Annotated in this window: 23 protein-coding genes and 1 tRNA gene; 13 read left to right on the forward strand and 11 right to left on the reverse strand. The window is 63.9% G+C overall.

Annotation, left to right across the window (positions count from 1 at the left end):
• Positions 1-14 precede the first annotated feature (14 nt).
• From pstC to pstB, 3 genes are read left to right on the forward strand one after another with little or no spacing between them, the layout of a single operon-like run.
• Positions 15-947, forward strand: coding sequence for a phosphate ABC transporter permease subunit PstC (gene pstC / locus M1E17_RS01860; protein ID WP_457965051.1), 933 nt, complete (start codon positions 15-17; stop codon positions 945-947).
• Positions 948-2,060: a phosphate ABC transporter permease PstA gene (gene pstA / locus M1E17_RS01865; protein ID WP_457965053.1), complete on the forward strand. Its 1,113-nt coding sequence runs from the start codon at positions 948-950 to the stop codon at positions 2,058-2,060.
• A gap of 48 nt (positions 2,061-2,108) precedes the next feature.
• On the forward strand, positions 2,109-2,888 hold the full coding sequence (gene pstB, locus M1E17_RS01870) for a phosphate ABC transporter ATP-binding protein PstB (protein WP_457965055.1): 780 nt from the start codon (positions 2,109-2,111) through the stop codon (positions 2,886-2,888).
• Positions 2,889-3,011: 123 nt separating this feature from the next.
• On the opposite strand, the gene M1E17_RS01875 is transcribed toward pstB, so the two are convergent.
• From M1E17_RS01875 to M1E17_RS01885, 3 genes are all read right to left on the reverse strand, one after another.
• Positions 3,012-4,025: an anion permease gene (locus tag M1E17_RS01875; RefSeq protein ID WP_457965057.1), complete on the reverse strand. Its 1,014-nt coding sequence runs from the start codon at positions 4,023-4,025 to the stop codon at positions 3,012-3,014.
• A gap of 1 nt (position 4,026) precedes the next feature.
• Complete coding sequence (locus M1E17_RS01880) at positions 4,027-4,644, reverse strand: DUF47 domain-containing protein (RefSeq protein WP_457965059.1); 618 nt, start codon at positions 4,642-4,644, stop codon at positions 4,027-4,029.
• 332 nt (positions 4,645-4,976) lie between these two features.
• Positions 4,977-5,636 carry a hypothetical protein gene (locus tag M1E17_RS01885; RefSeq protein WP_457965061.1) on the reverse strand — a complete coding sequence of 220 codons (660 nt, stop codon included), beginning with the start codon at positions 5,634-5,636 and terminating at the stop codon, positions 4,977-4,979.
• A gap of 313 nt (positions 5,637-5,949) precedes the next feature.
• On the opposite strand from M1E17_RS01885, the gene M1E17_RS01890 reads away from it, so the two are divergent.
• From M1E17_RS01890 to M1E17_RS01900, 3 genes are all read left to right on the forward strand, one after another.
• Positions 5,950-6,022, forward strand: a tRNA-Lys gene (locus M1E17_RS01890).
• Positions 6,023-6,247: 225 nt separating this feature from the next.
• Entirely contained in the window at positions 6,248-7,906 is a 1,659-nt protein-coding gene (locus tag M1E17_RS01895; RefSeq protein ID WP_457965063.1) for a VWA domain-containing protein, read from the forward strand.
• Between the two features lie 66 nt (positions 7,907-7,972).
• A complete protein-coding gene (locus M1E17_RS01900) occupies positions 7,973-8,983 on the forward strand; it encodes a LacI family DNA-binding transcriptional regulator (RefSeq protein ID WP_457965065.1) in 1,011 nt (336 codons plus the stop codon).
• 98 nt (positions 8,984-9,081) lie between these two features.
• Here the strand turns inward: M1E17_RS01900 and yjfF are convergent, their stop codons facing one another.
• The 7 genes from yjfF to M1E17_RS01935 all read right to left on the reverse strand — a co-directional run bounded on the left by yjfF (position 9,082) and on the right by M1E17_RS01935 (position 16,049).
• The gene (gene yjfF, locus M1E17_RS01905; protein ID WP_457965067.1) at positions 9,082-10,098 is read right to left on the reverse strand and encodes a galactofuranose ABC transporter, permease protein YjfF; all 1,017 of its coding nucleotides are present in this window, start codon (positions 10,096-10,098) and stop codon (positions 9,082-9,084) included.
• Complete coding sequence (locus M1E17_RS01910) at positions 10,098-11,129, reverse strand: ABC transporter permease (protein ID WP_457965068.1); 1,032 nt, start codon at positions 11,127-11,129, stop codon at positions 10,098-10,100. The genes yjfF and M1E17_RS01910 overlap by 1 nt, the downstream gene beginning before the upstream one ends.
• Positions 11,126-12,652, reverse strand: a complete 1,527-nt coding sequence (locus M1E17_RS01915; RefSeq protein ID WP_457965069.1) for a sugar ABC transporter ATP-binding protein — start codon at positions 12,650-12,652, stop codon at positions 11,126-11,128. Before M1E17_RS01915 ends, M1E17_RS01910 begins: the two co-directional genes overlap by 4 nt.
• A gap of 93 nt (positions 12,653-12,745) precedes the next feature.
• Complete coding sequence (locus M1E17_RS01920) at positions 12,746-13,699, reverse strand: ABC transporter substrate-binding protein (RefSeq protein ID WP_457965070.1); 954 nt, start codon at positions 13,697-13,699, stop codon at positions 12,746-12,748.
• Between the two features lie 354 nt (positions 13,700-14,053).
• Positions 14,054-14,434, reverse strand: a complete 381-nt coding sequence (locus M1E17_RS01925) for a RidA family protein (RefSeq protein WP_457965072.1) — start codon at positions 14,432-14,434, stop codon at positions 14,054-14,056.
• Between the two features lie 105 nt (positions 14,435-14,539).
• Positions 14,540-15,517 carry a threonine ammonia-lyase gene (locus M1E17_RS01930; protein WP_457965073.1) on the reverse strand — a complete coding sequence of 326 codons (978 nt, stop codon included), beginning with the start codon at positions 15,515-15,517 and terminating at the stop codon, positions 14,540-14,542.
• Positions 15,518-15,902: 385 nt separating this feature from the next.
• Positions 15,903-16,049 (reverse strand): hypothetical protein, encoded by a 147-nt coding sequence (locus M1E17_RS01935; protein ID WP_457965075.1) that lies wholly within the window; start codon positions 16,047-16,049, stop codon positions 15,903-15,905.
• Positions 16,050-16,119: 70 nt separating this feature from the next.
• Here M1E17_RS01935 and araB point away from each other — a divergent pair, with 70 nt between their 5' ends.
• From araB to araA, 3 genes are read left to right on the forward strand one after another with little or no spacing between them, the layout of a single operon-like run.
• Positions 16,120-17,907 carry a ribulokinase gene (gene araB / locus M1E17_RS01940; RefSeq protein ID WP_457965077.1) on the forward strand — a complete coding sequence of 596 codons (1,788 nt, stop codon included), beginning with the start codon at positions 16,120-16,122 and terminating at the stop codon, positions 17,905-17,907.
• Positions 17,904-18,593, forward strand: coding sequence for an L-ribulose-5-phosphate 4-epimerase (locus M1E17_RS01945; protein WP_457965079.1), 690 nt, complete (start codon positions 17,904-17,906; stop codon positions 18,591-18,593). Before araB ends, M1E17_RS01945 begins: the two co-directional genes overlap by 4 nt.
• Positions 18,594-18,635: 42 nt before the next feature.
• Positions 18,636-20,156 carry an L-arabinose isomerase gene (araA, locus tag M1E17_RS01950; protein ID WP_457965081.1) on the forward strand — a complete coding sequence of 507 codons (1,521 nt, stop codon included), beginning with the start codon at positions 18,636-18,638 and terminating at the stop codon, positions 20,154-20,156.
• Positions 20,157-20,260: 104 nt separating this feature from the next.
• Here the strand turns inward: araA and M1E17_RS01955 are convergent, their stop codons facing one another.
• Entirely contained in the window at positions 20,261-21,070 is an 810-nt protein-coding gene (locus tag M1E17_RS01955; RefSeq protein ID WP_457965083.1) for a GAF and ANTAR domain-containing protein, read from the reverse strand.
• Between the two features lie 470 nt (positions 21,071-21,540).
• Between M1E17_RS01955 and arfA the strand changes: the two genes are divergently transcribed.
• The 4 genes from arfA (at position 21,541) to M1E17_RS01975 (ending at position 25,347) form a co-directional block, all read left to right on the forward strand.
• On the forward strand, positions 21,541-23,061 hold the full coding sequence (gene arfA / locus M1E17_RS01960; protein WP_457965085.1) for an arabinosylfuranosidase ArfA: 1,521 nt from the start codon (positions 21,541-21,543) through the stop codon (positions 23,059-23,061).
• A 150-nt stretch (positions 23,062-23,211) separates the two neighbouring features.
• Complete coding sequence (locus M1E17_RS01965; RefSeq protein ID WP_457965086.1) at positions 23,212-23,787, forward strand: HhH-GPD-type base excision DNA repair protein; 576 nt, start codon at positions 23,212-23,214, stop codon at positions 23,785-23,787.
• A gap of 82 nt (positions 23,788-23,869) precedes the next feature.
• Positions 23,870-24,874 (forward strand): LacI family DNA-binding transcriptional regulator, encoded by a 1,005-nt coding sequence (locus M1E17_RS01970; RefSeq protein ID WP_457965088.1) that lies wholly within the window; start codon positions 23,870-23,872, stop codon positions 24,872-24,874.
• Between the two features lie 35 nt (positions 24,875-24,909).
• Complete coding sequence (locus M1E17_RS01975) at positions 24,910-25,347, forward strand: SRPBCC family protein (protein WP_457965090.1); 438 nt, start codon at positions 24,910-24,912, stop codon at positions 25,345-25,347.
• Positions 25,348-25,389 lie beyond the last annotated feature (42 nt).

Raw genomic sequence — 25,389 nt, forward strand, 5'->3', positions numbered from 1 at the left:
CGAAGGGTCGCCGAATGACCGCCACCTCCCTGAGAGCTTCCCAGGGCGCAGGCCGCGCCGGGGACAAGATCTTTTCCGGAGCAACCCTGGCAGCAGGGTGCCTGATTCTTGCCGTCCTATTCGGCGTTGCCCTGTTCCTGGTGATCCAGGCCATCCCGGCCCTGACCGCTCCCGCCGAGGAGATCCAAGGCGGTGCAGGCTTCTTTTCCTACATCTGGCCGATCGTCATCGGGACGCTCATCGCCGCGGTCATCGCACTGGTCATCGCCACGCCCGTGGCCATCGGCGTGGCGCTGTTCATCTCGCACTTCGCCCCACGGAAACTGGCCGCCGGGCTGGGTTACGTCATTGACCTGCTGGCTGCCATTCCCTCGGTGGTTTACGGTGCCTGGGGCGCCGCATTCCTAGCCAAGGAGATCTCCCCGGCCTACAACTGGCTGGCCGCGAACATGGGCTGGCTGCCCATTTTCCAGGGTCCCGCGTCAGCCACGGGCAAGACCATCCTCACGGCAGGCATTGTCCTGTCCGTGATGGTCCTGCCCATCATCACGTCCCTGAGCCGGGAAATCTTCCTCCAGACCCCCAAGCTCCATGAGGAGGCAGCCCTCGCCCTGGGTGCCACGCGCTGGGAAATGATCAAAATGTCGGTCCTGCCGTTTGCCCGCCCCGGCATCATCAGTGCTGTCATGCTGGGACTCGGCCGCGCACTCGGTGAAACCATGGCCGTCGCCCTGGTGCTTTCCTCCGGCGCCCTCACCGCCAGCCTGATCCAGTCCGGAAACCAGACCATCGCCGCCGAAATCGCCCTGAACTTCCCGGAAGCCAGCGGCCTCAAGGTCAGCACCCTCATCGCCGCCGGCCTGGTCCTGTTTGTGATCACCCTCGCCGTCAACATGATTGCCCGCTGGATCATCACGCGGCACAAAGAATTCTCGGGAGCCAACTAAATGACCTCCACCCTTACTCCCGTCCGCAGCAAACGTTCCGCCCTGACCAAGGGCCAGCTGCCGAAGTACGCGCCGTACGTGGTGCTCGCGATTGCCCTGATCGCCGGAGCCGCCATCCTCGCCCTGATCGGCTTCAACGCGTTCGGCTGGGGCATCGTCTCCGCCATCCTGTTCGCCGCAGGCCTGGTGGGCTGGAGCGCGGTGGTGGAAGGCTCGCGCAAGGCCAAGGACAAGCTGGCCACCTGCCTGGTCATGGGCTCGTTCCTGATCGCGCTGCTCCCGCTCATCTCCGTGATCTGGACAGTGCTGGTCAACGGCGTCCCCGGCCTAATCACACCGGGCTTCCTCACCACCTCCATGAACGGCGTCACCGGGGTCTATGACAACAAGGCGGTGGAAGAGGGAACCCCCGTACTCGGCGGCATCTACCACGCGCTTTTGGGCACGCTGCAGATCACCTTCCTGGCCACGCTGATCTCCGTCCCGGTGGGCCTCCTGACCGCCATTTACCTGGTGGAGTACGGCCACGACGGCCGCCTGGCGCGTGCCATTACATTCTTTGTGGACGTGATGACGGGCATCCCGTCCATCGTTGCCGGCCTCTTCGCCGCAGCCTTCTTCTTCGCCGTCATGGGGCCAGGCACCAAAACAGGCGCCGTTGCCGCCGTCGCGCTTTCGGTCCTGATGATTCCGGTAGTGGTCCGCTCAAGCGAGGAAATGCTGAAGATTGTGCCCAACGAGCTGCGTGAAGCGGCGTACGCCCTGGGCGTACGGAAATGGCGCACCATCCTGAAGGTTGTCATCCCGACGGCGATCTCCGGAATCGCTTCCGGCGTCACCCTGGCGATCGCCCGCGTGATCGGGGAGACGGCGCCCATCCTTGTCACCGCCGGATTCGCCACGAGCATCAACAGCAACGTCTTTGGCGGCTGGATGGCATCGCTGCCCACGTTCATCTACACCCAGATCCTGAACCCCACCTCCCCTGCGAACCCGGACCCGTCGTCGCAGCGGGCGTGGGGCGCGGCCCTGGTGCTGATCATCCTGGTGATGGTCCTGAACCTTGGATCCCGGCTGATCGCCAGGGTTTTCGCCCCGAAATCCGGCCGATAGCAATCCGGTCAATACACTTAATCCGTACCCAGCAAGTGAAGGAACACCATGTCTAAGCGTATCGACGTCAAGGACCTGAATGTCTACTACGGCGATTTCCTGGCCGTGGAAGACGTCACCATCAACATCGAGGCCAAATCCGTGACGGCCTTCATCGGTCCTTCCGGCTGCGGAAAGTCCACGTTCCTCCGCACCTTGAACCGCATGCACGAGGTGCTGCCCGGTGCCCGGGTGGAAGGCGAAGTCCTCCTGGACGGCGACAACCTGTACGGCCCGGGCGTTGATCCGGTGACCGTGCGCTCGCAGATCGGCATGGTGTTCCAGCGGCCCAACCCGTTCCCCACCATGTCCATCCGGGACAACGTGCTGGCCGGTGTGAAGCTGAACAACCAGAAGATCTCCAAGGGCGAGGCCGACATCCTGGTGGAGCGGTCGCTGCAGGGCGCCAACCTGTGGAACGAGGTCAAGGACAGGCTGGAAAAGCCGGGCTCAGGCCTTTCCGGCGGGCAGCAGCAGCGCCTCTGCATCGCCCGGGCCATCGCCGTGGAGCCGCAGGTCATCCTGATGGATGAGCCGTGTTCCGCGCTGGACCCCATCTCCACCCTGGCCATCGAGGACCTCATCAACGAGCTCAAGGACCAGTACACGGTGGTGATCGTGACCCACAACATGCAGCAGGCCGCGCGCGTCTCGGACAAGACCGCCTTCTTCAACATTGCGGGGACCGGCAAGCCGGGCAGGCTGATCGAATTCGGCAACACGCACACCATCTTCAGCAACCCCACCGTGAAAGCCACCGAGGACTACGTCTCCGGCCGCTTCGGCTAATCCCCACCGCCGCCCAGGCTCTCACGGCCTTCGCTAAAAGCGGCCCCGGCCCGCTTGAACGGTGCTGCCCAGCACCGCTCGAGCGGGCCGGGGCCGCTTTTGCGTTGCCCTGTCCGGCCGCGCTTAGCCAGCCAGCGGGGACAGAGCCAGCGCCAGCACAAAAGCTCCGGCCGCGGTCGCCGCAGGAGTCAGGATCCACAGCCCCACGATCCGGATGACCAGCTTCCGGTTGGTCACAGAGAAGTGCTGGTTTTCGCCGGCACCCAGGACCGCCGAGGTCACCGTGTGCGTTGTGGACACTGGCCAGTGCAGGCCGATGGCCCCCACAAACAGCATCACGGCGCTGAAGATCTGGGCCACGGAGCCGCGGAGAGGGTCAATCCTGGTGATTTTGTAACCGATGGTGTGCGAGATCCGCCAGCCGCCAAACAGCGTTCCTGCCGTGATCATCACGGCGGAGAGCAGGGCCACCCACGCAGGGATGGTGCCGCCGTCGGAATAGCCTGCCGCGAGCAGGGCAAGCAGCAGCACCGCGCTGACCCGCTGGCCGTCCTGCAGCCCGTGCCCGAACGCCACCGCGCCTGCGGCGATGGACTGGCTGCGCCGGAAGCGCTGGTTGATGACGTTGGGCTGGGCATAACGGGCGGCCCAGGTCACCGGGAAAACCAGCAGGAACGCGCCGCTGTAGGCCACCAGGGGGGAGAGCAGCAGCGGCAGGACCACCTGGAGGAGCAATGACTCGTCCACGCCGCCCACGCCTGTCCCGCCTACCGCCACGCTGGCCAGCCCGGCGCCGGCAAGCCCGCCCACGAGCGCGTGGGTGGATGATGCCGGAATGCCGCGCCACCACAGCAGGACGCCCCAGGCGAAGGCGCTCGCGAGGCCTGCAACCAGTATGCTGAGGCCGTTCGTCCCGGCAGGCAGGCTGATCCAATGCTGGCTGACCGCCACTGCCAGACTGGCGCTGAGCAGGGCCCCCAGGAAGTTGAAAAAGGCCGCCAGGAGCACCGCCACACTGGGCGTCAGTGCCCGCGTGCGAACCGCCACGGCCACCGAGGTGGAAACGTCCCTGAACCCATTAAGGAAGGCAAACGCGGCAGTCAGCAGGACCACCGCGCCGAAGATTACCGCAGACACGTCAGGATTCCTTGACGATGATGCTGCCCACCTGGGTGGCGATTCGGCGCATGTCCTTGGTGACTTCCACCAGCTGATTGGCGATATCCCGGTTGCGGGCATATGGCGCCCATTTCATGTCGCCGATCATGTCAGCGACCCAGACGCGGTGGGTCCGCTCGGCGCGCTTGGCAAGCCGGAGGATTTCGATCCAGTAGTCCTCGAGGTCGTCAAGGTTGTTCAGCCGGCGCATGGCGTCCACGGTGAGTTCCGCCTGGCGGCTGATGATCTCCAGCTGGTCAGCGGCCCGCTTGGGCAGCCGTTCCAGCCTGTACAGGGCCACCAGTTCCGCGGCGGCGTCCAGCTTCTCCATGGCCTCGTTGAGGTAGCGGGACAGCGCGTACATGTCCTCGCGGGGCAGCGGGTTCACAAAGCTGGTGCGCATGTGGGTGAGCAGTGCGAAGTGCAGTTCCGCGGACTTGGCCTCGTGGTTGTGCATGTCTTCCACCAGCTTGCCGTGCTCATCGGCGGGAACGCCCAGGATCTCGGCCAGGGTGGCGCTGGCCAGCACTATCTGGTGCGCCATCTGCGAAAGGAGGTTCAGCCCGGCGGGCTCCTGGGGGAAAAGGCGCAGCTTCACGTGGGGTACCGGTCTCCGGAGGATGTACTGGGCGGGGAGCCGCCGGCCTGTGACTTGACGCCGGCCCGCAGCTGACCCTAACTCTACCGGTGCCAGCCGTTCCGGCCGGAATTGGACACCGCCGGAATTAGACGGTGGGTGCCGCGAGTACAACAGGGATAAGCGGGCATAAAAATGGTGCCGAACCGGATACGCCTCTCGGCGGTAGGCCGCTCTAGGCGGCTAATTGTTGAAGCCCGGGGGTTTCGCGGCTCGACACCAGTTTCAGTGTTCTACGTTGGCTGGCCCAAGTCAACATTGACAGATCGGACGCCCATGGGGTTGAGCGCAGGTCAGTCCAGCTCTCCCAGGCGCCAGGCGTTGGCAGCATGCTCAAGGTCTTCTGCCGTTTTCACCAGCTGATGGGAGTTGCGCGTCAGCTTGCTCGCATGGGCCTCGTTTGCGTGCTCGGCCCCGTCAGCGATGGTCGCCTGGCCAAGTGCCACTACGCGGCAGAAAGCTGCGGAGCGTTCCAGCGCGACGTCGAACTCGCCGTCGAACGCTCCGGACAGGATGGCGTCTGCCATGGCAGTCATCTCCTCGGCTCCCGGCGGCTCTGCGGCGCCCGCCACCACATTGGAGACCTGGGCCGTGTCCTTGCCTGCGCGGAAGTACACCGAAATCCGCTCCGGATCCTGCACGGTGGCGGCCCGCAGTGCATACAGCCGCCACAGGGCACCGGGGAGGGAGCGCGCCGGGCTTTCGGCCCACAGCTCCGCGATGGCCTCCAGGCCCTGCTCGTCGGCAAGCCTGACCAGCCGTTCAGTGACGACGGGGTCGTCACTGTCACGGCCATGGCGGACCAGCGCCTGGGCTGCGAGGTGGGCGGCCTCGGAGACGCGGGCGGGATCGGCGCCGCCCGCGAACGGTTCAAAATCAATGGGGGCGAAGGGCTTGGGCTTGTGGTGCCTGTTGGCTCCGCCGTAGTGGCTGGGTCCTGCTTGCTCGCTCATGGCACCCACGCTACTCCTGTGCTGCGGCGGAAATCGAGCGTCTGGCCGCACCTGAGCTTCAGGGGTTCCCGGGGTTCCAAGGGCGCCGTCGAATGCTCTGCCGGAAAGCGGTGCCAGAGAGCGGTGCCAGTGGACGGTGAGGGGACGCTGCCGGGGAGGGCGCCAGTGAGCGGTGCGATGTGCGCGGCCCGTAATCCCCGGGAGGAAAGTACGACGCCGATGCGCGGCGCCGTGCAGAGCGGCCCCGCGTGTGGGGTACAGTATTTAACGTCCAGAAATGGACTGGGCTGATGGCTGTTATGGGCATCGGCTGGGGCCTTTAGCTCAGTTGGTAGAGCATCGGACTTTTAATCCGTGGGTCGTGGGTTCGAGCCCCACAGGGCCCACTCTTTTAGCGAAGAGTGGAAAACCCCGGCTTCCTGTCACCAGGAGGCCGGGGTTTTTTGTGTCCTGCCAAATGTGCCGCCGAATGTGATCGCTCACACGCTTTACGTATACTGATCTGGTTCCGCGGCCTTCCGGCCTCCCTGGTTGTCGGGAGGTCATGGGGAAAGTGCTGGCCGGCTCCTTTTCCGGCGCGCCGGAGTACCCAGCAGATAGGTGCCACGTTCATGTCAGCTCGCCGAGCCGCCCCCCGCGCCCGTCACAGCGCATCGACCAGCCGGTCCCGCTTTCCCTGGGCCCGGATTGCCATAGTTTTGGGGACGCTCGTGGCCCTTGCAGTCGCGGGTGGGGCCGTGGTGTGGATTATGGGAATGCGCACACCGGCAGAGGCCTCCCAGTGCACCGATCCAATTGACGTCAGTGTGGGAGCGGACGCTGCCATGACGCCGGTGCTGGAACAGGCGTCCTCCCGGATTCCGCCGGAGGCGTGCGTAAACTTCACCTTCGCAACTTTGAGCCAGGCGGAATTGGCGGCCAAGGTATCAGCAGGCAAGGATGCACCGGATGTGTGGGTCGCGGATTCTGCGGTCCGGGTCCAAAGAGTGGTCACCACAACCCCGCCTGAGGTCATCGTGCCGTCGTTGGCGTCGACGCCCGGAGTCATCGTCGGACGCACCGGGGAAGTCCCGGCTTTTGCGACGTGGCTCAGTGCCCTGCAGGCTCCCGGAGTACGCTTCGGCGATCCGTTGGTCACCGGGAGCGGCGAAGTTGCGTTGCTGGGAGCGGTCTCGGAAGTCCAAGCAGGCCTGACAGACGCCAAAGCGCTCCAGGCTGCCACCGCGCAACTGGCCCAAAAGGAAAGCCAGCGGGCGGGGGAGAAGCTCTCGGACGTGCAGCAGCTCGAGTCTGTGGCCTCAGCCGGCGGATTCGTCATCGTCACGGAGGAGGCCTGGCTGAAGTTTTCCAAGACCACGTCAGGGGCCCTCCTGGCGGCTTCGGTCCCGGCAAGCGGTGCTGTATCACTGAACTACCCCCTGGTCAGTACTGCCGGAAGCGGGGCCCGGGGCCAGGCCGTGGCGGCCGCGGCGCGGGCCCTTGCTGAGCAGGTCGCCACAGACGAAGGCAGGATGAACCTTGCCGGCCAGGGGCTGCGCCCCGCGGACAGCAGCAACCTCCTGGACCAGAAGGGTGCCGGTCCCGTCGTAGCGCTCGCCCCGGCCTCCGCTCAGGCAGTCAGCCAGGCCCTCAGCGCCTGGTCTGTGCAGGCCATTCCCTTCCGGTCCCTGGTAGTGATGGATGTGTCAGGCTCCATGGAATTTCCGGCCGGCAACCAGACGCGGATGGAGTTGACGCAGCAGGCAGCCACCACCGGCAGCAAACTTTTTCCCAACACTGCGGCCCTGGGATTGTGGGCCTTCTCAATCGGCCTTGGCGGCGGCAGCCAGGACTACCTGGAGCTTGAGCCAATACGGAAGATGGACCAGGTGGTGGACGGGGTGACACAACGTGATCGCCTCGTGGCGGGGATTGCCGGCCTGTCCGAACGCACCGGCGGAGCAACGGGCCTTTATGACTCCACCCTCGCAGCTTTCAGGACAGTGCAGGCCTCCTACGACTCCCGTGCCATCAACAGCGTCATCCTGTTCACCGACGGCGCCAACGAGGACCCCGAGTCCCTCGCCCTGGAGCAGTTGCTGGAGACCCTGCAGCGGGAAAGGGATCCGGCCAAACCGGTAGTGATTGTCACTATTGGCATCACCGAAGACGCGGACGCTGAAACACTGACGAAAATTTCCGCGGCCACCGGGGGCACAAGTTATGTTGCCCGCGCACCCCAGGACATCCCCAGTGTGTTTGCGGACGCACTGCTGGCTCGCGGGAAATAGACACGGCGTAAGGGCCGGGGGGCCATAGGATATGGATCAGTACCCTCCCAGTGGAAAGGCCTCTTTGTGGCGAACATCAACGGCCGCCGGCTACCGCGCCTCAATGACGTAGCCGCGCTGGCCGGTGTGTCGCACCAGACCGTCTCCCGGGTTGTTAATAACCATCCCAACGTCAGCAAGGCAACGCGGGAGCGGGTGGAGGCGGCCATCTCCGAGCTGGGATACCGGCGCAACACCGCTGCCCGCAGCCTGGTCACCCGGCGGTCCCAAACCATTGGCGTGCTGGGCAGCGAGCTGTCCCAGTACGGCCCGGCCAACACCATCCTGGGGGTGGAGCAGGCTGCGCGGGACGCCGGTTACTTCGTCAGCATTGCAGCGCTCAAGACCGTCAACCGGGACACCATTTCCGATGCCCTCCGCCACTTCCAGGACCAGTCCGTGGATGGAGTGGTGGTGGTGGTTCCGCACTCTGAGACGCTCAGCGCCCTGGACGAGATGGCGCTGGATGTGCCGGTTGTGACGGTGGGCTCCCTGGGTAACGACAAAATCAGCGGCGCCATGGTGGACCAGATGCGCGGTGCCGAACTTGCCGTCAGGCACCTCATCGAACAGGGCCACCGGAGGATCGGCCACATCTCCGGGCCGCTTGACTGGATCGACGGCGCGGCCCGGGCAGAAGGCTGGAGCCAGACCCTCCGCGCCGCCGGGCTGGAGGATGATCTCCTGGCCCACGGCGACTGGAGCGCAGGCAGTGGCTACGCAATCGGCCGCGAGCTGGCCCGGAAACGCTCAGCCACGGCAATTTTCGTCGGCAACGACCAGATGGCCCTTGGGCTGTTTCGGGCCTTCAGCGAGGCCGGGATCAGTGTCCCCGGCGATGTCTCCGTGGTCGGTTTTGATGACACCCCTGAAGCGGCCTACTTCGTCCCGCCGCTGACTACTGTGCGCCAGGACTTTGAGGAACTCGGCAGGCGCTGTGTGGATGCCATGGTGGGGGAGATCGAGCAGGGCGCCGCGGTCAGCGGAATTGTGGTGACGCCGGAGTTGGTGGTCCGCGGCAGCACCGCGGCCATCTAACAAGAGGCGCAAACACAACAAGCGCGAACGGGCAGCTGATGCCCTCAAAATCCGAATCTGAGGGAATCTGCTGCCGGTTCGCGCTGTGGGGTGTGAGGTTATGCGGTGCGTCTGGTGAACAGCCGCTGCAGCAGGATGAAGACCAGCAGCAGGCCGCCGATCACAATCTTGGTCCACCAGGAGCTGAGCGTTCCGTCGTAGGCGATGAAGGTCTGGACGATCCCGAGAACCAGGACTCCGACAACCGAACCCAGCACGTAGCCAACCCCGCCAGTCAGCAGGGTTCCGCCGATGACCACAGCGGCGATGGCATCCAACTCCATGCCCTGGGCGGCCAGGCTGTAGCCGGACAGACTATAGAAGGAGAAGAGGATCCCGGCAACCGCCGAGCAAAGCCCGCTGACACAGTAGACCAGGACCTTGGTGCTCTTCACGGCAAGGCCCATCAGCATGGCTGAGTTCTCATTGCCGCCGATCGCGTAGACCGTCCGGCCGAACCTCGTGTGGTGAAGGACGAAGAACGCAAGGCCCACCACCACCAGGGCGATCAGTACGCCTGGGGAGATGAAGAGCTCCTCGGACAGCGGGATCCGCGCCTGCGCCATCCCCGTGAAGAAGGGGTCCGTGACCGGGATGGAGTCGAGGCTGATCACGTAGCACAGGCCGCGGGCCAGGAACATCCCGGCCAGGGTCACGATGAATGGCTGGATGTCGAAGTACTGGATGACCAGCCCCATCAGCAACCCGAGGCCGCCGCCAATGACCAGGACGGCCACTATGACGATGCCCGGGTTCCAGCCGTTTTGGAGCATGCTGGCGGTCACCATCATGGAAAGCGCGACGACGGCGCCAACGGACAGATCGATCCCGCCAGTAAGAATGACGAAGGTCATGCCCACCGCAAGGACGATCAGGAAGGTGTTGTCGATGAAGAGGTTCAGGAGCACCTGGCCCGAGAGGAAACTTGGGTACATGCCGGCGCCCACGATGAACATCAGGATGAAGAGGGCCAGGGTAGCCAGGGTGGGAGCGTAACGGGCACCGGTGCGCATCCGGTTCCGGACGGTAAAGGCCTTGCGGGGAGTGGGCGGGGCCACTGTGGAGAGGGGAGACATCAGACTGCCACCTTTTCCTTGGTGCGGAGCGGACTTGCCGGTTTGAGGTTCCTGAACAGGTTCCTGGCCTTTGGCGCCTGCAGGAGGCAGACGGTGAGAACCACGATGGCCTTGAACACCAGGGTGACCTCCGGGGGAATGCCCAGCGTGTAGACGGTGGTGGTCAGGGTCTGGATGATAAACGCTCCCACCACGGTGCCCACCAGGCTGTAGCGTCCGCCGGCAAGGGACGTGCCACCGATGACGACGGCGAGGATCGCGTCCATTTCAATGTACAGGCCGGCGTTGTTGGCGTCCGCCGCCGTGACGTTCGAGCTGATCATGAGTCCGGCAATCGCCGCACAGAATGCGCTGAAGATGTAGACGATCCAGATAATGTTGCGGGCCCGCAACCCCGCCAACCGGCTCGCCACCGGGTTGATGCCAACTGCCTCAATCAGTGTTCCGAGCGCTGTCCGGCGGGTCAGGACGGCCGCCAGGATGAACACCACGGCGGTGATAAGGATGGAGACCGGAAGTGTGAAGAGGTAGCCGGCGCCTATTGCTTTGTAGCTGTCGTTGGTCACCGACACGATCTGGCCGTCGGTGATGAGCTGGGCGATGCCGCGTCCGGCCGTCATCAGCACCAGCGTGGCAATGATGGGCTGGACCCCGATGGTGGAAACCAGGAATCCGTTCCAGACGCCCAGCACCAGGCCCGCCACCACGGCGATGACCACCGCCACGGCGGCGGTTGCCGGCGAAGCAGGTTCCGGAGAAGCCGCGATGTAGGCGCAGGAGGCGGCACCGGCAATGGCAACCACGGCACCCACCGAAAGGTCGATGCCCCTGGAAGCAATAACCAGGGTCATGCCGAGGGCTATCAGGATGGTGGGGGCACCATTGCGCATGATGTCGATGAGGCTGCCGTAGAGATGGCCGTCCTGCATCCGCAGGCTCAGGAAGTCTCCCCGGAAAATCTGGTTGACTGCCAGCAGCGCGACGAGGGCCAGGACCGGCCAGGCCAGCCGGTTCTTCAGGATGGATTTCACTGGGCGCCTCCGGCGATGACTGTCAGGACGTCTTCGACGGAAACGTCGTCGTTACTGATTTCGGCCACCATGGCCCTGTCTTTGATGATGGCGATGCGGTCGCTGAGCCGGAGCACTTCTTCCAGCTCCGAGGAGATGAAGAGGATGGACATTCCCTCTGAGGCAAGCTTGTTGACCAGTTTCTGGATCTGCGTCTTCGCTCCGATATCAATGCCTCGGGTTGGTTCGTCCAGGATCAGCAGATCCGGGGACGTCACCATCCAGCGGGCCAACAATACTTTTTGCTGGTTCCCGCCGCTGAGATTGCGGATGAGGGCATCCGGGTTTGCCGGCCGGATGTCGAGGGTCTTGATGAACTCGGCAACGAGTTCATCCTGCACGCGGCGCGGGATCCGCCGTGCCCAGCCTTTGGTTGCCTGCATGGCGAGCACCAGGTTGTCACGGACGGTGAGGTCGCCGATGAGGCCTTCCTCTTTGCGGTCTTCGGAACAGAAACCGATGCCATGGTCGATGGCGGTGCGTGGGGAACGCAATTTCAAGGGCTGGCCCTTGACCGTGAGGGAACCCTCATCCGACTTGTCGGCGCCAAAGAGGAGCCGTGCCGTCTCGGTGCGTCCGGCACCGAGGAGCCCGGCCAGTCCCACCACCTCGCCGGGATAGATGGACAGGTTGATACCGGAGACGGATCCTTTTCGGCCTAGCCCCTCGGTTTCCATAAACGGTTGGGCGTTCGCCGCGAGCCTGGCCTGTGACCGGGTGGACGCCTGATCAAGTTCCTCCAGGACCTCGAGGTCCTTGCCGATCATTTTGGAGATGAGGTTCATGCGGGAAAGGTCGCGGGTCATGTATTCGCCCACGAGCTTGCCGTTGCGGAGCACCGTCATGCGGTCTGAAAGTTCGTAGACCTGCTCGAGGAAGTGCGACACGAAAAGGATGGCAACGCCGCGGTCACGGAGGTCCCGGATCACCCGGAAAAGCTGGTTGACTTCATCTGCGTCCAGGCTCGACGTCGGCTCGTCAAGAATCAGGACCTTGGCGTTGACTTCGACGGAGCGGGCAATGGCGATCAATTGCTGGACCGCGATGGAGTGTTCGGAAAGCAAGGACCCGGGTTCCACATGTTCCAGGTGGAGCTGGGCCAGGACCTCACGGGTGCGGGCGCGTACGCCGCGCCAGTCAATGGAACCGCGCCGCCGTGGCTCCCGGCCCAGCATGACGTTCTCTTCGACCGTGAGGTTGGTGCAGAGGTTGACTTCCTGGTAAACCGTGCTGATACCGGCCGCCTGTGATTCGGCAGGCGTGGAGAAGTTCTGCTGCTGGCCCAGGACGGTGATCCGGCCGGAGTCGATGCTGTAGACGCCGGTCAATGCCTTGATAAGGGTGGACTTGCCCGCCCCGTTTTCGCCCATCAGGGCATGCACCTCGCCTTGGAAAAGACGGAAGCTGACGTCGTCAAGGGCTTTGACTCCGGGGAATCCGATGGCAATGTCGGTCATCTCGACGACCGGAACGAGTTCGTTCATCCTAGATATCTTTTCTGTGTTGATCCGTGCAGTGGCAGCGGCTGGCGCGTTTGCTGGTGCTGCCACTGCACGGACGATCAGGTGAGCGGTAACTCAGTACTGACGGGTAGGCAGGGCCTTGGTTGCCTGTTCCTGGGTGAAGGTGGTTTCTTCGGTGACCACGCGCTCGGGTACCGTTTCGCCGGCGAGGACCTTCTTGGCCAGGTCCATGAGCTGGGTGCCCAGCAGCGGGCTGCACTCAACGATGAAGTTGATCTTGCCGGCGCTCAGGGCGGTCATGCCGTCCTTGACGGCGTCGATGGTGATGATCTTGATGTCCTTGCCCGGTACCTTGCCGGCGGCTTCGATGGCTTCGATCGCGCCGAGGCCTTCGTCGTCGTTGTGGGCGAAGACGACGTCGATGTCCGGGTTGTTCTTCAGGAAGGCTTCCATGACCTGCTTGCCGCCGCTGCGGGTGAAGTCGCCGCTCTGGGAAGCGATGATCTTCAGTTTCGGGTCGGCCTTGATGGCAGCTTCGAAGCCTTCCTTGCGGTCGTTGGCGGGGGCTGAGCCGGTGGTGCCCTGGATTTCAACAATGTTGACGGTGTCCGTGGCCGCCTTGGATTCGGCTACCAGCCATTCGCCGGCCTTTTTGCCTTCGAGAACGAAGTCGGAGCCGAGGAAGGTCTTGTAGAGGGACTTGTCGGCCGAGTCCACTGCGCGGTCGGTGAGGATGACCGGGATCTTCGCGTCCTTGGCTTCCTTCAGCACGGTGTCCCAACCGGATTCAACCACCGGAGAGAAAGCGATGACGTCCACTTTCTGCTGGATGTAGGAGCGGATGGCCTTGATCTGGTTTTCCTGCTTCTGCTGGGCGTCTGAGAACTTCAGCTCGATCCCGGCTTCCTTGGCCGATTCCTGGACCGACTTGGTGTTCGCGCTGCGCCAGCCGCTTTCTGCGCCGACCTGGGCAAAGCCCATCACAATCTTCTTGTCAGCGTCGCCGCCGCTGCTGGCGGCCTGGGTGCCGCCGCCGCATGCGGTCAGGGCGAGGGCTGATGCGGCCATGACCGCGACTAAAGTTTTTTTGAACACGATGGTCCTCCCGGAAGCGTGAATTACAGGCTGGCGGGAGTTTCTGACACCGCCATTGCTGCAAGTGAGCTGCTGCTCTGCCAGCAAGTGTGAACGCTAACAATCAGCGCGTCAAGTGCCGTTGGTCACAATTTGGACACTGGACGCTAATCAGGCTTCGCCAGTTCTTGCTCATCGGGATGCATCGTCCTACTTTCCAGTAGTGCCTCGCCCTAACTTTCGGAACGTAACATTTGTTAGCGCTCACATGCAGTGGGGCACCCCGGACCGAAGGAAGCCCCGGAGAGCTTCCGCTGGCCGGGGCTTCCCTGCACGCTGGTGGGATGCTTACCGGGCGGCGGTGACCTCGACCTCGAACTTGCAGTCGCGGGCCAGGCTTGTGACACCAACGGTGGCTCGCACCGGTGGATTGGTAGGGAAAACTTCGCGGAAGACTTTCTCCATCTCAGCGAAGTCTGACCAATCGGTGAGGTAGCAGACGCACCGCACGGCGTCCTGGAGTCCGAGTCCGACGCCGGTCAGCAGCTTTTCGGCGCTGGCGAAGGTGGCGCGGACTTCTGCTTCGAAGTTGGCCGGGTAGGTTTCCGGGCGGCCGCCGATGCTTCCGACCTGGCCGGCGAGGAAGACGAGGCCGTTGGCCTCCACCACCTGGGAGTAGGAGTCGCCTCCGGGCTGGACGCCGTCGATGGCGGGGATGGTTTTAGGCATTATGTATTCCGATCTTTGTTGGGTTGGGTAAACGAAGGGTTGTCTTACTGGGAAAGGCCGTTCGCGTCAGCGGGGCGTCCGCGGGCTGTTTTGCGTGCCGGTGCTTCAGGGGGCCATGAGTGAGGCGAACTTTTCCAGGTCGATGTTTCCGCCGGTGGCGATTGCGGCTATGGTTCCGGTGCCGATCCGGGTGGAGTGCTCGAGGACGGCGGCGGCTGCGACGGCGCCGCTGGGTTCGACGATGAGCCTGCTGGTCTCGGCCAGCCATCGCATGGCCTCGACTATGGAATCTTCGGAGACCGTCACGACGTCATCCACGAGGGCCTGGATGTGTTCCCAGGGCAGGTCGCCCACCATGGTGGAGCGCAGGCCATCGGCGATCGTGCGCCCGGTCAGCTCTCTGGACCACCGCTTCCGCTCACCGGTAGCAATACTCTCGGCGAGGTCACCGGCCAGCTCGGGCTCAACTGCGATCACGCGGATGTTTGGCCGCAGGCTCTTGATGGCCGCAGCTACGCCGGAGATCAGGCCGCCGCCCCCAACAGGGACCAGGACTATCTCGAGGTCATCGAGCTGATCCAGCAGTTCGAGGCCAATGGTGCCCTGGCCGGCGATGATCATGGCGTCATCGTCCGGAGGCACCACAGTCAGGCCATGGGCCGCCGCCAGGTCTTTGGCATGAGTCATGGTCTCGGTCGGAGGGCGGAGGATCACGGTGGCCCCTTCCTCCCTCGTGCCCAGGATCTTCGTTGACGGCGCGGTCTCCGGCATCACCACCGTGGCCGCGATCCCGGCGAGCCTGGCGGCCCGGGCCAGGCCCCGGCCATGGTTACCGGCGGAGTAGCCGATGACGCCGGCGGCCTTCGCGCGGTCATCGAGTGCAGCCACCGCGTTGGTGGCGCCGCGAAGCTTGAAGGAACCCGTGTATTGCAGCGATTCTGCCTTGATCCAGAGGGGCCGGCCGCCGGCTGAATGAGGGGGCATCTGCAACACGGGCGTGCGCAGGCAGGTGGTGCCGATGTGTGATTGTGCCAAGTACAGGTCCTCGAGGGAGGTCAGGCTCGTCGGCAAGGTGATGGCCATGGTCAGTCCTTTGTGTTGGCAAGTTTGGAAGGTCGGTATCGATGCAGTGGCTGGCCAGTACCGCGACCGCGCCAACCACCAAAGATGGCGTTGACCCAGTACGGCCGAGCCTTGCGGTACGCCGACAGGGGAAGGGTGAAAGTTCGTTCTGCCCACTTTCGCAGAGAGGACAATGAAGGACAAGCGTTGATTGGTGGGCAATAGTGTGTAGAGATGCTTCATGATCACAAGTCGCCCGCTCCGGGATCTTGCAGCAAGTGGAGCGTCATGTTTTGGCCAAAGCGGTACATCGCAGCGATCACCTGGCAGCGGTACTGCGGTGGATGCGACCCGATTAGTTGATGGCGCTGGATCTGCATGCGGAACGGTGCCAGCTGCAACAGGCTTAGGGGCCGCGCTGGGCTTTCCCCAATGGATTGAATAAAATCCATTCACCAAGGACCATGGGTGTTCCGGCCGTTTCGGTGAGGCTGGAGGCCTCGTTGTCCGGGGAGTTAGTGGTGGCCTTGACGCTGCCCGTGTTAGCGTTCACAATTAGTACTAGTCCTTTCCTTTCCAACGTAAGTAAAAGAGGTCCCCGCCTCTTCCTTCGGAGGCATCTTATGCAAAGCAATACACCTGAAATTTCCCCCGAATCCGGTGCGGAGAACTACGTCATCGGCGTGGACTACGGCACCCTGTCCGGCCGGGCCCTGGTGGTTCGAGTACGGGACGGCAAGGAGCTGGGAAGCGGCGTTTACGACTACCCCCACGCCGTGGTCACAGACGCGTTGCCCGAGGATGTGGCTGGCGACGACGGAAAAGGCGTCCGGCTTCCCGGCGAATGGGCACTTCAGGTACCCAACGATTACCGGGACGTGCTTCGGTACGCAGTTCCGGCAGCGATCGCGGATGCAGGCATCGACCCCGCCGGCGTCGTCGGAATCGCCACGGACTTCACGGCCTGCACCATGGTGCCGGTGAAGTCGGACGGCACCCCGCTGAATGAGCTGGAGGGCTTCGCCAACCGGCCGCACGCCTACGTCAAACTGTGGCGCCACCACGCGGCGCAGCCCCAGGCCGACCGGATCAACACGCTGGCAGCGGAGCGCGGGGAGGACTGGCTGCCACGCTACGGCGGGCTCATTTCCTCTGAATGGGAGTTTGCCAAGGGCCTGCAGCTGCTGGAGGAGGACCCCGAAGCCTACGCCGAGATGGACCACTGGGTGGAGGCCGCGGACTGGATCGTGTGGCAGTTGTGCGGCAAGTACGTCCGCAACGCCTGCACCGCCGGCTATAAGGGCATCTACCAGGACGGCCGGTACCCCTCGGAGGATTTCCTGGCAGCACTCAACCCCCAGTTCAAGGACTTTGTCAGCACCAAACTGGAACACACCGTCGGCCGCCTTGGCGACGCCGCAGGCTACCTGACTGCGGAAGCGGCGGCATGGACCGGCCTGCCGGAAGGCATTGCCGTTGCCGTAGGCAACGTGGACGCGCATGTCACCGCCCCTGCCGCCCGCGCCGTTGACGCCGGCCAGCTGGTTGCCATCATGGGAACCTCCACCTGCCACGTCATGAACGGCACCGAACTGCATGAAGTTCCTGGCATGTGCGGGGTTGTTGACGGCGGCATCGTGGACGGGCTTTGGGGCTACGAAGCCGGCCAGTCCGGTGTAGGGGATATTTTTGGCTGGTTCACCAAGTACGGTGTGCCGCCGGAATACCACCAGGCCGCGGAAGCAGCAGGGCTGGGCATCCACGAATACCTCACCGAGCTGGCCTCCCACCAGGCAATTGGCGAACATGGCCTGATCGCACTGGACTGGCACTCGGGCAACCGCTCTGTGCTGGTGGACCACGAACTGTCGGGCATCGTTGTGGGCCAGACCCTGGCCACCCGCCCGGAGGACACCTACCGCGCGCTCCTGGAAGCCACGGCCTTTGGCACCCGCACCATCGTGGACGCGTTCCGGACTTCCGGTGTCCCGGTCAAGGAATTCATCGTGGCCGGCGGCCTGCTGAAGAACAAACTCCTGATGCAGATCTACGCGGACATCACCGGTCTCCAGCTCTCCACCATCGGCTCCACGCAGGGACCCGCCCTCGGTTCCGCCATCCACGCCGCGGTGGCTGCCGGCAAGTACGCCGACATCCGCGAAGCCGCCGAGGCCATGGGTTCAGAACCCGGCGCGGTCTACACTCCCATCCCGGAAAACGTTGCAGCGTATGACCAGCTCTTTACCGAATACCGCACACTGCACGATTACTTCGGGCGCGGCACCAACGACGTCATGCACCGGCTCAAGGCCATCCAGCGCAAGGCCAAGCCGCAAGTCACCGCATCCACATCGGATACGGTGGCAGCAGAGTCCGACGCCGCCGAACGAGTTGCAGGGGTGTCCGCATGAGCACGCTGGAAACCATCGCCCGCATCCGCGGCGAGGTCTGCGCACTGCACGCGGAACTGACCAGGTATGAACTGGTGGTGTGGACGGCAGGCAACGTCTCCGCGCGTGTGCCCGGCCAGGATCTGATGGTGATCAAGCCGTCAGGCGTTTCGTATGACGACCTGACCCCCGAACAGATGGTGGTCACGGACCTTTACGGGGTTCCCGTGGATGGGGACGCAACAGGTGAGTGGGGCAATCCGCCGCTCGCGCCGTCGTCGGACACCGCGGCACATGCATACGTTTACCGGCATATGCCGGAAGTGGGCGGTGTGGTGCACACCCACTCCACCTACGCCACGGCTTGGGCGGCGCGGGGGGAATCCATCCCGTGCGTCCTGACCATGATGAGCGACGAGTTCGGTGGCGCCATTCCGGTGGGACCCTTCGCGCTGATTGGCGATGACTCGATCGGCCAGGGCATCGTGGAAACCCTGAAGGATTCCCACTCACCAGCGGTCCTGATGCAGAACCACGGCCCCTTCACTATCGGCAAGGACGCCAGGTCCGCTGTCAAGGCTGCGGTGATGTGCGAGGAAGTGGCACGCACCGTGCATATTTCACGGCAGCTGGGCGAGCCGATTCCCATTGACCAGGGCCACATCGACTCCCTCTACGCGCGCTATCAGAACGTCTACGGCCAGTAACAGCCGCCGTCCGCCATCATGTACCCACTTCAGGAGAATCCCATGAACACCGCAGCAAACACCTCCCTCGACGGCTTTGAGGTCTGGTTCCTCACCGGAAGCCAGCACCTCTACGGCGAAGACGTCCTGAAGCAGGTGGCGGCGCAGTCCCAGGAGATCGCCAACCAGCTCAATGCTTCCTCCAGCGTTCCGGTCAAGATCGTCTGGAAGCCCGTCCTGACCGACTCGGACGCCATCCGCAGGACCGCCCTGGAAGCCAATTCCAACGATTCCGTCATCGGCGTCACCGCCTGGATGCACACTTTCTCGCCGGCCAAAATGTGGATCCAGGGCCTGGACCTGCTGCGTAAGCCCCTCCTGCACCTGCACACGCAGGCCAACGTGGAGCTGCCCTGGGCGGACATCGACTTCGACTTCATGAACCTGAACCAGGCCGCCCATGGTGACCGCGAATTCGGCTACATCCAGTCACGCCTCGGCATTGCCCGCAAGACCGTTGTAGGCCACGTCTCCAATCCGGAGGTGGCACGCCAGGTAGGTGTCTGGCAGCGCGCCGCCGCCGGCTGGACTGCTGTCCGCACGCTGAAGCTGACCCGCTTTGGCGACAACATGCGTAACGTCGCCGTCACCGAAGGCGACAAGACCGAAGCGGAACTCCGGTTCGGAGTGTCCGTCAACACCTGGTCCGTCAACGAACTCGCCGACGCCGTCCACGGCGCCGCTGACTCCGACGTCGATAACCTGGTCGCTGAGTACGAGGAACTTTACGACGTGGTTCCTGAGCTCCGCGCCGGCGCTTCCCGCCACGATTCCCTCCGCTACGGTGCGCGGATCGAGCTCGGCCTGCGCAGCTTCCTGGAAGCCAACGGGTCCGCCGCCTTCACCACCTCCTTTGAGGACCTGGGCGCGCTCCGGCAGCTCCCCGGCCTGGCGGTCCAGCGGCTTATGGCATCCGGCTATGGCTTCGGCGCCGAGGGTGACTGGAAGACCGCCATCCTGGTCCGCGCCGCCAAGGTGATGGGTTCCGGCCTGCCCGGCGGTGCCTCCCTGATGGAGGACTACACGTACCACCTGGAGCCCGGCGCCGAGAAGATCCTGGGTGCACACATGCTTGAGGTCTGCCCCTCCCTCACGGCCGGAAAGCCCCGCCTGGAAATCCACCCGCTGGGCATTGGCGGCAAGGAGGATCCCGTCCGCCTCGTATTCGACGCCGATGCCTCCCCTGGCGTGGTGGTGGCGCTTTCGGACATGCGCGACCGCTTCCGGCTGGTGGCTAACGCCGTGGACGTAGTGCCCCTTGACCAGCCGCTTCCGAACCTCCCGGTGGCCCGCGCGCTCTGGGAGCCGAAGCCTGATTTTGCCACGTCCGCAGCAGCCTGGCTCACGGCGGGTGCAGCACACCACACCGTCCTGTCCACCCAGGTGGGGATGGACGTCTTTGAGGACTTTGCCGAGATCACCCGGACCGAACTGCTCACCATCGACGAGGACACCACCATCCGCCAGTTCAAGAAGGACCTGAACTGGAACGCGGCGTACTACAAACTTGCAGGCGGGCTCTAAGCCCGGACCCTGACCGCCGAATCCGGGCGGCGCCGCAGTGAGCACGAGTGCCTGCGGTGCCGCCCGGCCCCACTTAATGCGCTAAGGCGGCGGCAGCCGTAACGCTAGTGGTCGAAGTGCGTGCGCGGGGTGCCGCCCGGAAGCCTGTCCAGGATGCCCTCGGCAATCTTGCGGAGCTTGATGTTCCGGTGGCTGGATGCCCTGGAGATGATGCCAATCGCGTCGTGGTAAGAGCACCTGTTCTGAGCCATGATGACCCCACACGCGATGTCGATGGACGTCCTGCTTTCCAGTGCTGACCGTAAATCGGAGGCCGCGGCCCGTGCAGCTTTCAGTTCCAAAACGAGTTTCAGGCTGCGTGAGGCGAGGTCTGCAAAGGCGAGGGCATCAGCCATGACCTGTACCGGAAACACGTCAGGATTCCGGGCAAAGAATGCGATGGCGGACTGTGACCCCTCACCGAGTTTCAGCGGGACGCTAAGGACGCTGCTGAAGCCGGCAGCCTTAAACCCTGCCCCGTACCGCGGCCAGCTGAACCCGGCGTTGCCGCAGTTCACAGCGATGGGAGAGTTTGCCCGGATCGCTTGCGTCAGGGGACCTTCAGCCAGTTTTTGATCCAGCCGCGCCAAAGACTCGGTTTCCTGATCCGTCCCGATCGCCTCCGTGGTGCGCTTGATGCGCTGCAGGATCAGAGCGCATTGGATGGGAGCCCCGGTGGTCCGGGCCATGGCCGCTGCTGCCTGGTTTACCAATGTTTGCAGTGAGTCGGTGACACACTCCGCGCCCGTCACCAGGTCAAGCACAATGCCGTTGGGCCGCAGGGCAGCGTAGACAGTGCGCGCCCCATCCGCAGCGCGAACGGACACTTCCGGCCCGCCCAATGCTGCCTCCGCAGAAGAGTAAGGGACATTCATGGCGGCCTCAGGCATGCGGGGCCGGACGGGTGGCCGGCATTCGGTGCTCGAAGTAAGCCTGGCGGCCGGAAACAAGGCTGGAAGTAAGAGGGCCGGCGACGGCTGGGGGAGAGGCCTCGGTCTCAAAGACCTCCTCGTCGCCGGCCCCGCTAGTTACCCGGTTCCTTGGAATCGGGAATTCGCAGATTGTGAGTCCTGAACGCATATCCGTCTCACACCCCCTAGTGAGCCATTCAGTCTTTCCCTGAGACGAACCTAGTTCAGAGGGCACCCCTGAAGTATGCGTAATCGGTACTCGCTTTTCAGATTAGGTACTACTTGGGCCGGCATTAGGGTACTCGTCTGGGTGCGTGCACCAGGCGCATCTGGAGAGGCAGAAAAACTGGTTGCCAACACTCCTTGACGCAGGCGCCGCGAACGCTAACAATTGATTTCTATAACGTTGTAAAAATAGAAACGAGGACGTTTTCGTGGCCCTTTCAGCTGCAGCAAAAATCACCATTGACCCTGCCTTCACGGTGGGACCGGTCCGGCGGCGCACCTTTGGTGCCTTCGTGGAACACCTGGGCCGCTGTGTGTACACCGGGATCTTCGAGCCCGAGCACCCGCAAGCTGATGCGGATGGTTTCCGCACTGACGTGCTGGGACTCACCCGGGAGCTGGGCGTCTCAACGGTCCGCTACCCGGGCGGAAACTTCGTCTCCGGCTACCGCTGGGAAGACGGTGTCGGACCCGTGGAGCAGCGGCCCATGCGGCTCGACCTGGCCTGGCACTCCTCGGATCCCAACCTGGTGGGCGTCGACGAGTTCGCCACATGGTGCGCCAAAGCCGGCGTCGAACCCATGATGGCAGTCAACCTGGGAACGCGCGGGACGCAGGAGGCGCTGGACCTCCTGGAATACTGCAACATCGACGGCGGCACGGCCTTCTCCGACCAGCGGAAGGCCAACGGTGCGCAGGAGGGCTACGGCATCAAGATGTGGTGCCTCGGGAACGAGATGGACGGCCCGTGGCAGATCGGCCACAAAAGCGCCCTCGAGTACGGCCGGCTCGCCGCTGACACCGCCCGAGGCATGCGCATGATCGATCCGGACCTCGAACTGGTGGCCTGTGGCAGCTCCTCGCCCGGCATGGACACCTTCGGAGAGTGGGAGCGTGTGGTCCTGTCAGAGACGTACGAACTGGTGGACCTCATTTCCGCCCACCAGTACTTTGAGGATTTCGGCGATCTGCAGGAACACCTGGCAGCTGGCCACAAGATGGAGTCCTTCATCGGGGACATCGTGAGCCACATCGATCACGTGAAGTCGGTGAAGAAGTCCAACAAGCAGGTCAACATCTCGTTCGACGAGTGGAACGTCTGGCACGGGAGCCGCGCGGAATCCAAGTCACCCAGCGGCAAGGACTGGCCGGTGGCCCCCGTCCTGCTGGAGGACCGCTACACGGTGGCGGACGCCGTCGTCGTCGGTGACCTGCTGATCACCCTGCTGCGCAATACTGACCGTGTCCACTCCGCAAGCCTGGCGCAGCTGGTCAACGTCATCGCTCCCATCATGACCGAACCGGGCGGGCGGGCCTGGAAGCAGACCACGTTCCACCCCTTCGCCCTGACCTCCCGGCACGCCGCCGGCACGGTTCTGCAGCTCGCCGTCGAGTCCCCGCTGGTCAGCGGCGGGAAAACCGCTGATTTCGGTGCGCTTTCAGCTGTGGCAACCTTCGACGCCGGGGCGGGCGAGGCTGTGGTGTTTGCCGTAAACCGCTCGGCTACCGACGCCCTTACGCTGGATGCGGCCGTGGCCGGGCTGGGTAACGTCAGGATTATTGAAGCCCTTACCTACACGAACAAGGACCCGTACTGGCAGGCCACCGCAGATGACTCCACCTCGGTCCTGCCGGCCGAGAACGTTACGGCAAAGGCCGACGGCGGCCGGCTCACCACCGAGCTCCCGGCAGTGTCCTGGTCCATGATCCGGCTGGCCGTGGAGTCCTAGCCGCACCACCCCACCAACCTCCCTCCCCCGGGAGAGTTTTTGTCCAGATGTGGCGACTTCAAGTGGGTCAAAGTCGCCACAAATGGACAAAAACTCCCGGGGTGGAGGGCTGCCTATGACGACGGCTGCGGCAGATGGAAGGATGGGGGCATGGAACTGCATATCACCGGGGATCCCGCTGCTGACAAACTTTTGGGCGATGACGCATTTGCGCTGCTGACCGGCATGCTGCTGGACCAGCAGGTGACCATGGAGTCCGCTTTTGCCGGGCCGGAGAAGATCCGTACCCGCATCGGGTCCATCAGCCCGTCCGCCGTTGCCTCCCAGGACCCCCAGGCTTTCATTGAGGTGTTCAAGGAGCGGCCGGCAGTACACCGCTTTCCCGGCTCCATGGCAGGGCGTGTCCAGGCTCTGGCAGAAACCGTTGAGCGTGACTGGGGCGGCGACGCAACCAGCATCTGGACCCAGGGAGACCCCGACGGCTCAGAGGTGCTGCGGCGTTTGAAGGAGCTGCCCGGGTTCGGGGAGCAGAAGGCGAAAATCTTCCTGGCACTGCTGGGCAAGCAGTGCGGGCTCCAGGCGCCCGGATGGCGCGAGGCTGCCGGCCACTACGGCCAGGAGAATGCCTTCCTTTCGGTCGCCGACATCGTTGACTCTGAATCACTGGCCAAAGTGCGGGCGAGCAAGCAGGCGGCGAAAGCTGCCGCGAAGGCCGCCAAAAGCTGAGGTTTCATAACGTCGGTTATTCCCCACGGGTAAATTTCTGCAACGATGTAGGGAAACGAACCACAAGGAGAATCGCGGACCAATGGCAGTCACCATGAACGACGTCGCACGGGCCGCCGGTGTCTCGCTGAAGACAGTATCGAATGTACTGAACGACTACGAGTTCATCCGCCCGGCCACCAAGCAGAAGGTCCACGACGCGATCGCGGCGCTGGGATACGAAGCGAACCTGACAGCGCGCAGCCTGCGCTCGGGCAAGACGCGCATGCTGGGCCTGGTGCTGTCCGATCTCTCCGCGCCGTATTACGCGGAGCTGGCATCAAAACTGATGACGGTGGCCTCCAGCCGGGGCTACCGCGTGCTGGTGGAACAGTCGGGGGGCACAACCGACAATGAGCTCAGTGCGCTGCAGGGACCGTTCCGGCAATTGACGGACGGACTGCTGTTCACGCCTTTGGGGATGGATGCCGACGCCGTCGCCTCCCGCCGCGGCACCAAGCCGGTGGTGCTGCTCGGGGAACACATCCTTGACCCACGGTTCGACCTGGTCACCATGAAAAACGAAGAGGCGGCGAAGGCCGCCACGGCCCACCTCCTGGCGGGAGGCCGCCGTCGGATAGCCGTGGTGGGCGCTTCTCCGGAGGAGACGGTAGGCTCGCCCGGCCTGAGGCTGAACGGTTACCGGAAAGCCTTGGACGAAGGGGGCGTCGCTTTTGATCCCGCCCTGGTGGCATCCGGGGAATGGCGCCGGGATGCAGGTGCGGCCGCCGTCGCCGGCCTGCTGGACAGCGGCGTCCACTTTGACGCCGTGTTCGGCCTGAATGACGCACTGGCCCTGGGTGCCATGCATGAACTGCTGATCCGCGGGATCAAGGTCCCTCAGGACGTCGCCGTGGTGGGCTTTGACGATATTGACGAGGCGCGGTTCGCGTCGCCGTCGCTCACCACTGTTTCGCCCGGAATGGACGAGATCGCCGAACGTTCCATCGGGCTCCTCATCGACAGGATCGACGGGACGGAGTCTGCAGAGGACAGCGTTCACATCGAGGCGGGCTTTGTCCTGAAAATCCGGGAATCGGCACCCTAGTTTTTCCGGAAGTGGTCTGTTCGAAAGGGAAACCAATGGTAGACGTGCAAACCGAGACCGTCATCAACCGCCCCCGCGCGGAGGTGGCAGGCTTTGCCGGGGACCCAAGCAACGCGCCCCAGTGGTACAGCAACATCAAGTCGGTCCGCTGGGAAACCGCGCCTCCCCTTTCGGTGGGTTCCCGGCTGGCGTTCGTGGCCGAGTTCCTTGGCAGGACGCTGGAGTACACCTACGAGTTCACCGAGCTGGCACCTGGTTCCTCCCTGACTATGCGGACTGCGCAGGGGCCCTTTCCCATGCAGACCACTTACACCTGGCAGGACGCCGGGGACAACGCCACGCGCATGACCCTTCGGAACACCGGCAGCCCGGCCGGATTCTCCCGTCTCGCCGGCCTGGTGATGGCCCCGATGATGCGCAGGGCAATGCGCAAGGACCTGGCACGGCTGAAGGAACTGCTGGAGGCCCGCTGAGCAGTGGGTTATGTTGACGGCGTATCCTGTACGGCACCGGCT

This window comes from Arthrobacter sp. D1-29 (genome assembly GCF_054130585.1).

What these genes read in the sequence shown, in the direction of transcription:
- pstC (WP_457965051.1), top strand. Translation starts at nt 15, where the DNA reads ATGACCGCCACCTCCCTGAGAGCTTCCCAGGGCGCAGGCCGCGCCGGG.
- pstA (WP_457965053.1), top strand. Translation starts at nt 948, where the DNA reads ATGACCTCCACCCTTACTCCCGTCCGCAGCAAACGTTCCGCCCTGACC.
- pstB (WP_457965055.1), top strand. Translation starts at nt 2,109, where the DNA reads ATGTCTAAGCGTATCGACGTCAAGGACCTGAATGTCTACTACGGCGAT.
- M1E17_RS01885 (WP_457965061.1), bottom strand. Translation starts at nt 5,636, where the DNA reads ATGAGCGAGCAAGCAGGACCCAGCCACTACGGCGGAGCCAACAGGCAC.
- M1E17_RS01895 (WP_457965063.1), top strand. Translation starts at nt 6,248, where the DNA reads ATGTCAGCTCGCCGAGCCGCCCCCCGCGCCCGTCACAGCGCATCGACC.
- yjfF (WP_457965067.1), bottom strand. Translation starts at nt 10,098, where the DNA reads ATGTCTCCCCTCTCCACAGTGGCCCCGCCCACTCCCCGCAAGGCCTTT.
- M1E17_RS01915 (WP_457965069.1), bottom strand. Translation starts at nt 12,652, where the DNA reads ATGAACGAACTCGTTCCGGTCGTCGAGATGACCGACATTGCCATCGGA.
- M1E17_RS01920 (WP_457965070.1), bottom strand. Translation starts at nt 13,699, where the DNA reads ATGGCCGCATCAGCCCTCGCCCTGACCGCATGCGGCGGCGGCACCCAG.
- M1E17_RS01925 (WP_457965072.1), bottom strand. Translation starts at nt 14,434, where the DNA reads ATGCCTAAAACCATCCCCGCCATCGACGGCGTCCAGCCCGGAGGCGAC.
- M1E17_RS01930 (WP_457965073.1), bottom strand. Translation starts at nt 15,517, where the DNA reads ATGGCCATCACCTTGCCGACGAGCCTGACCTCCCTCGAGGACCTGTAC.
- araB (WP_457965077.1), top strand. Translation starts at nt 16,120, where the DNA reads ATGCAAAGCAATACACCTGAAATTTCCCCCGAATCCGGTGCGGAGAAC.
- M1E17_RS01945 (WP_457965079.1), top strand. Translation starts at nt 17,904, where the DNA reads ATGAGCACGCTGGAAACCATCGCCCGCATCCGCGGCGAGGTCTGCGCA.
- araA (WP_457965081.1), top strand. Translation starts at nt 18,636, where the DNA reads ATGAACACCGCAGCAAACACCTCCCTCGACGGCTTTGAGGTCTGGTTC.
- M1E17_RS01955 (WP_457965083.1), bottom strand. Translation starts at nt 21,070, where the DNA reads ATGAATGTCCCTTACTCTTCTGCGGAGGCAGCATTGGGCGGGCCGGAA.
- M1E17_RS01965 (WP_457965086.1), top strand. Translation starts at nt 23,212, where the DNA reads ATGGAACTGCATATCACCGGGGATCCCGCTGCTGACAAACTTTTGGGC.
- M1E17_RS01970 (WP_457965088.1), top strand. Translation starts at nt 23,870, where the DNA reads ATGGCAGTCACCATGAACGACGTCGCACGGGCCGCCGGTGTCTCGCTG.
- M1E17_RS01975 (WP_457965090.1), top strand. Translation starts at nt 24,910, where the DNA reads ATGGTAGACGTGCAAACCGAGACCGTCATCAACCGCCCCCGCGCGGAG.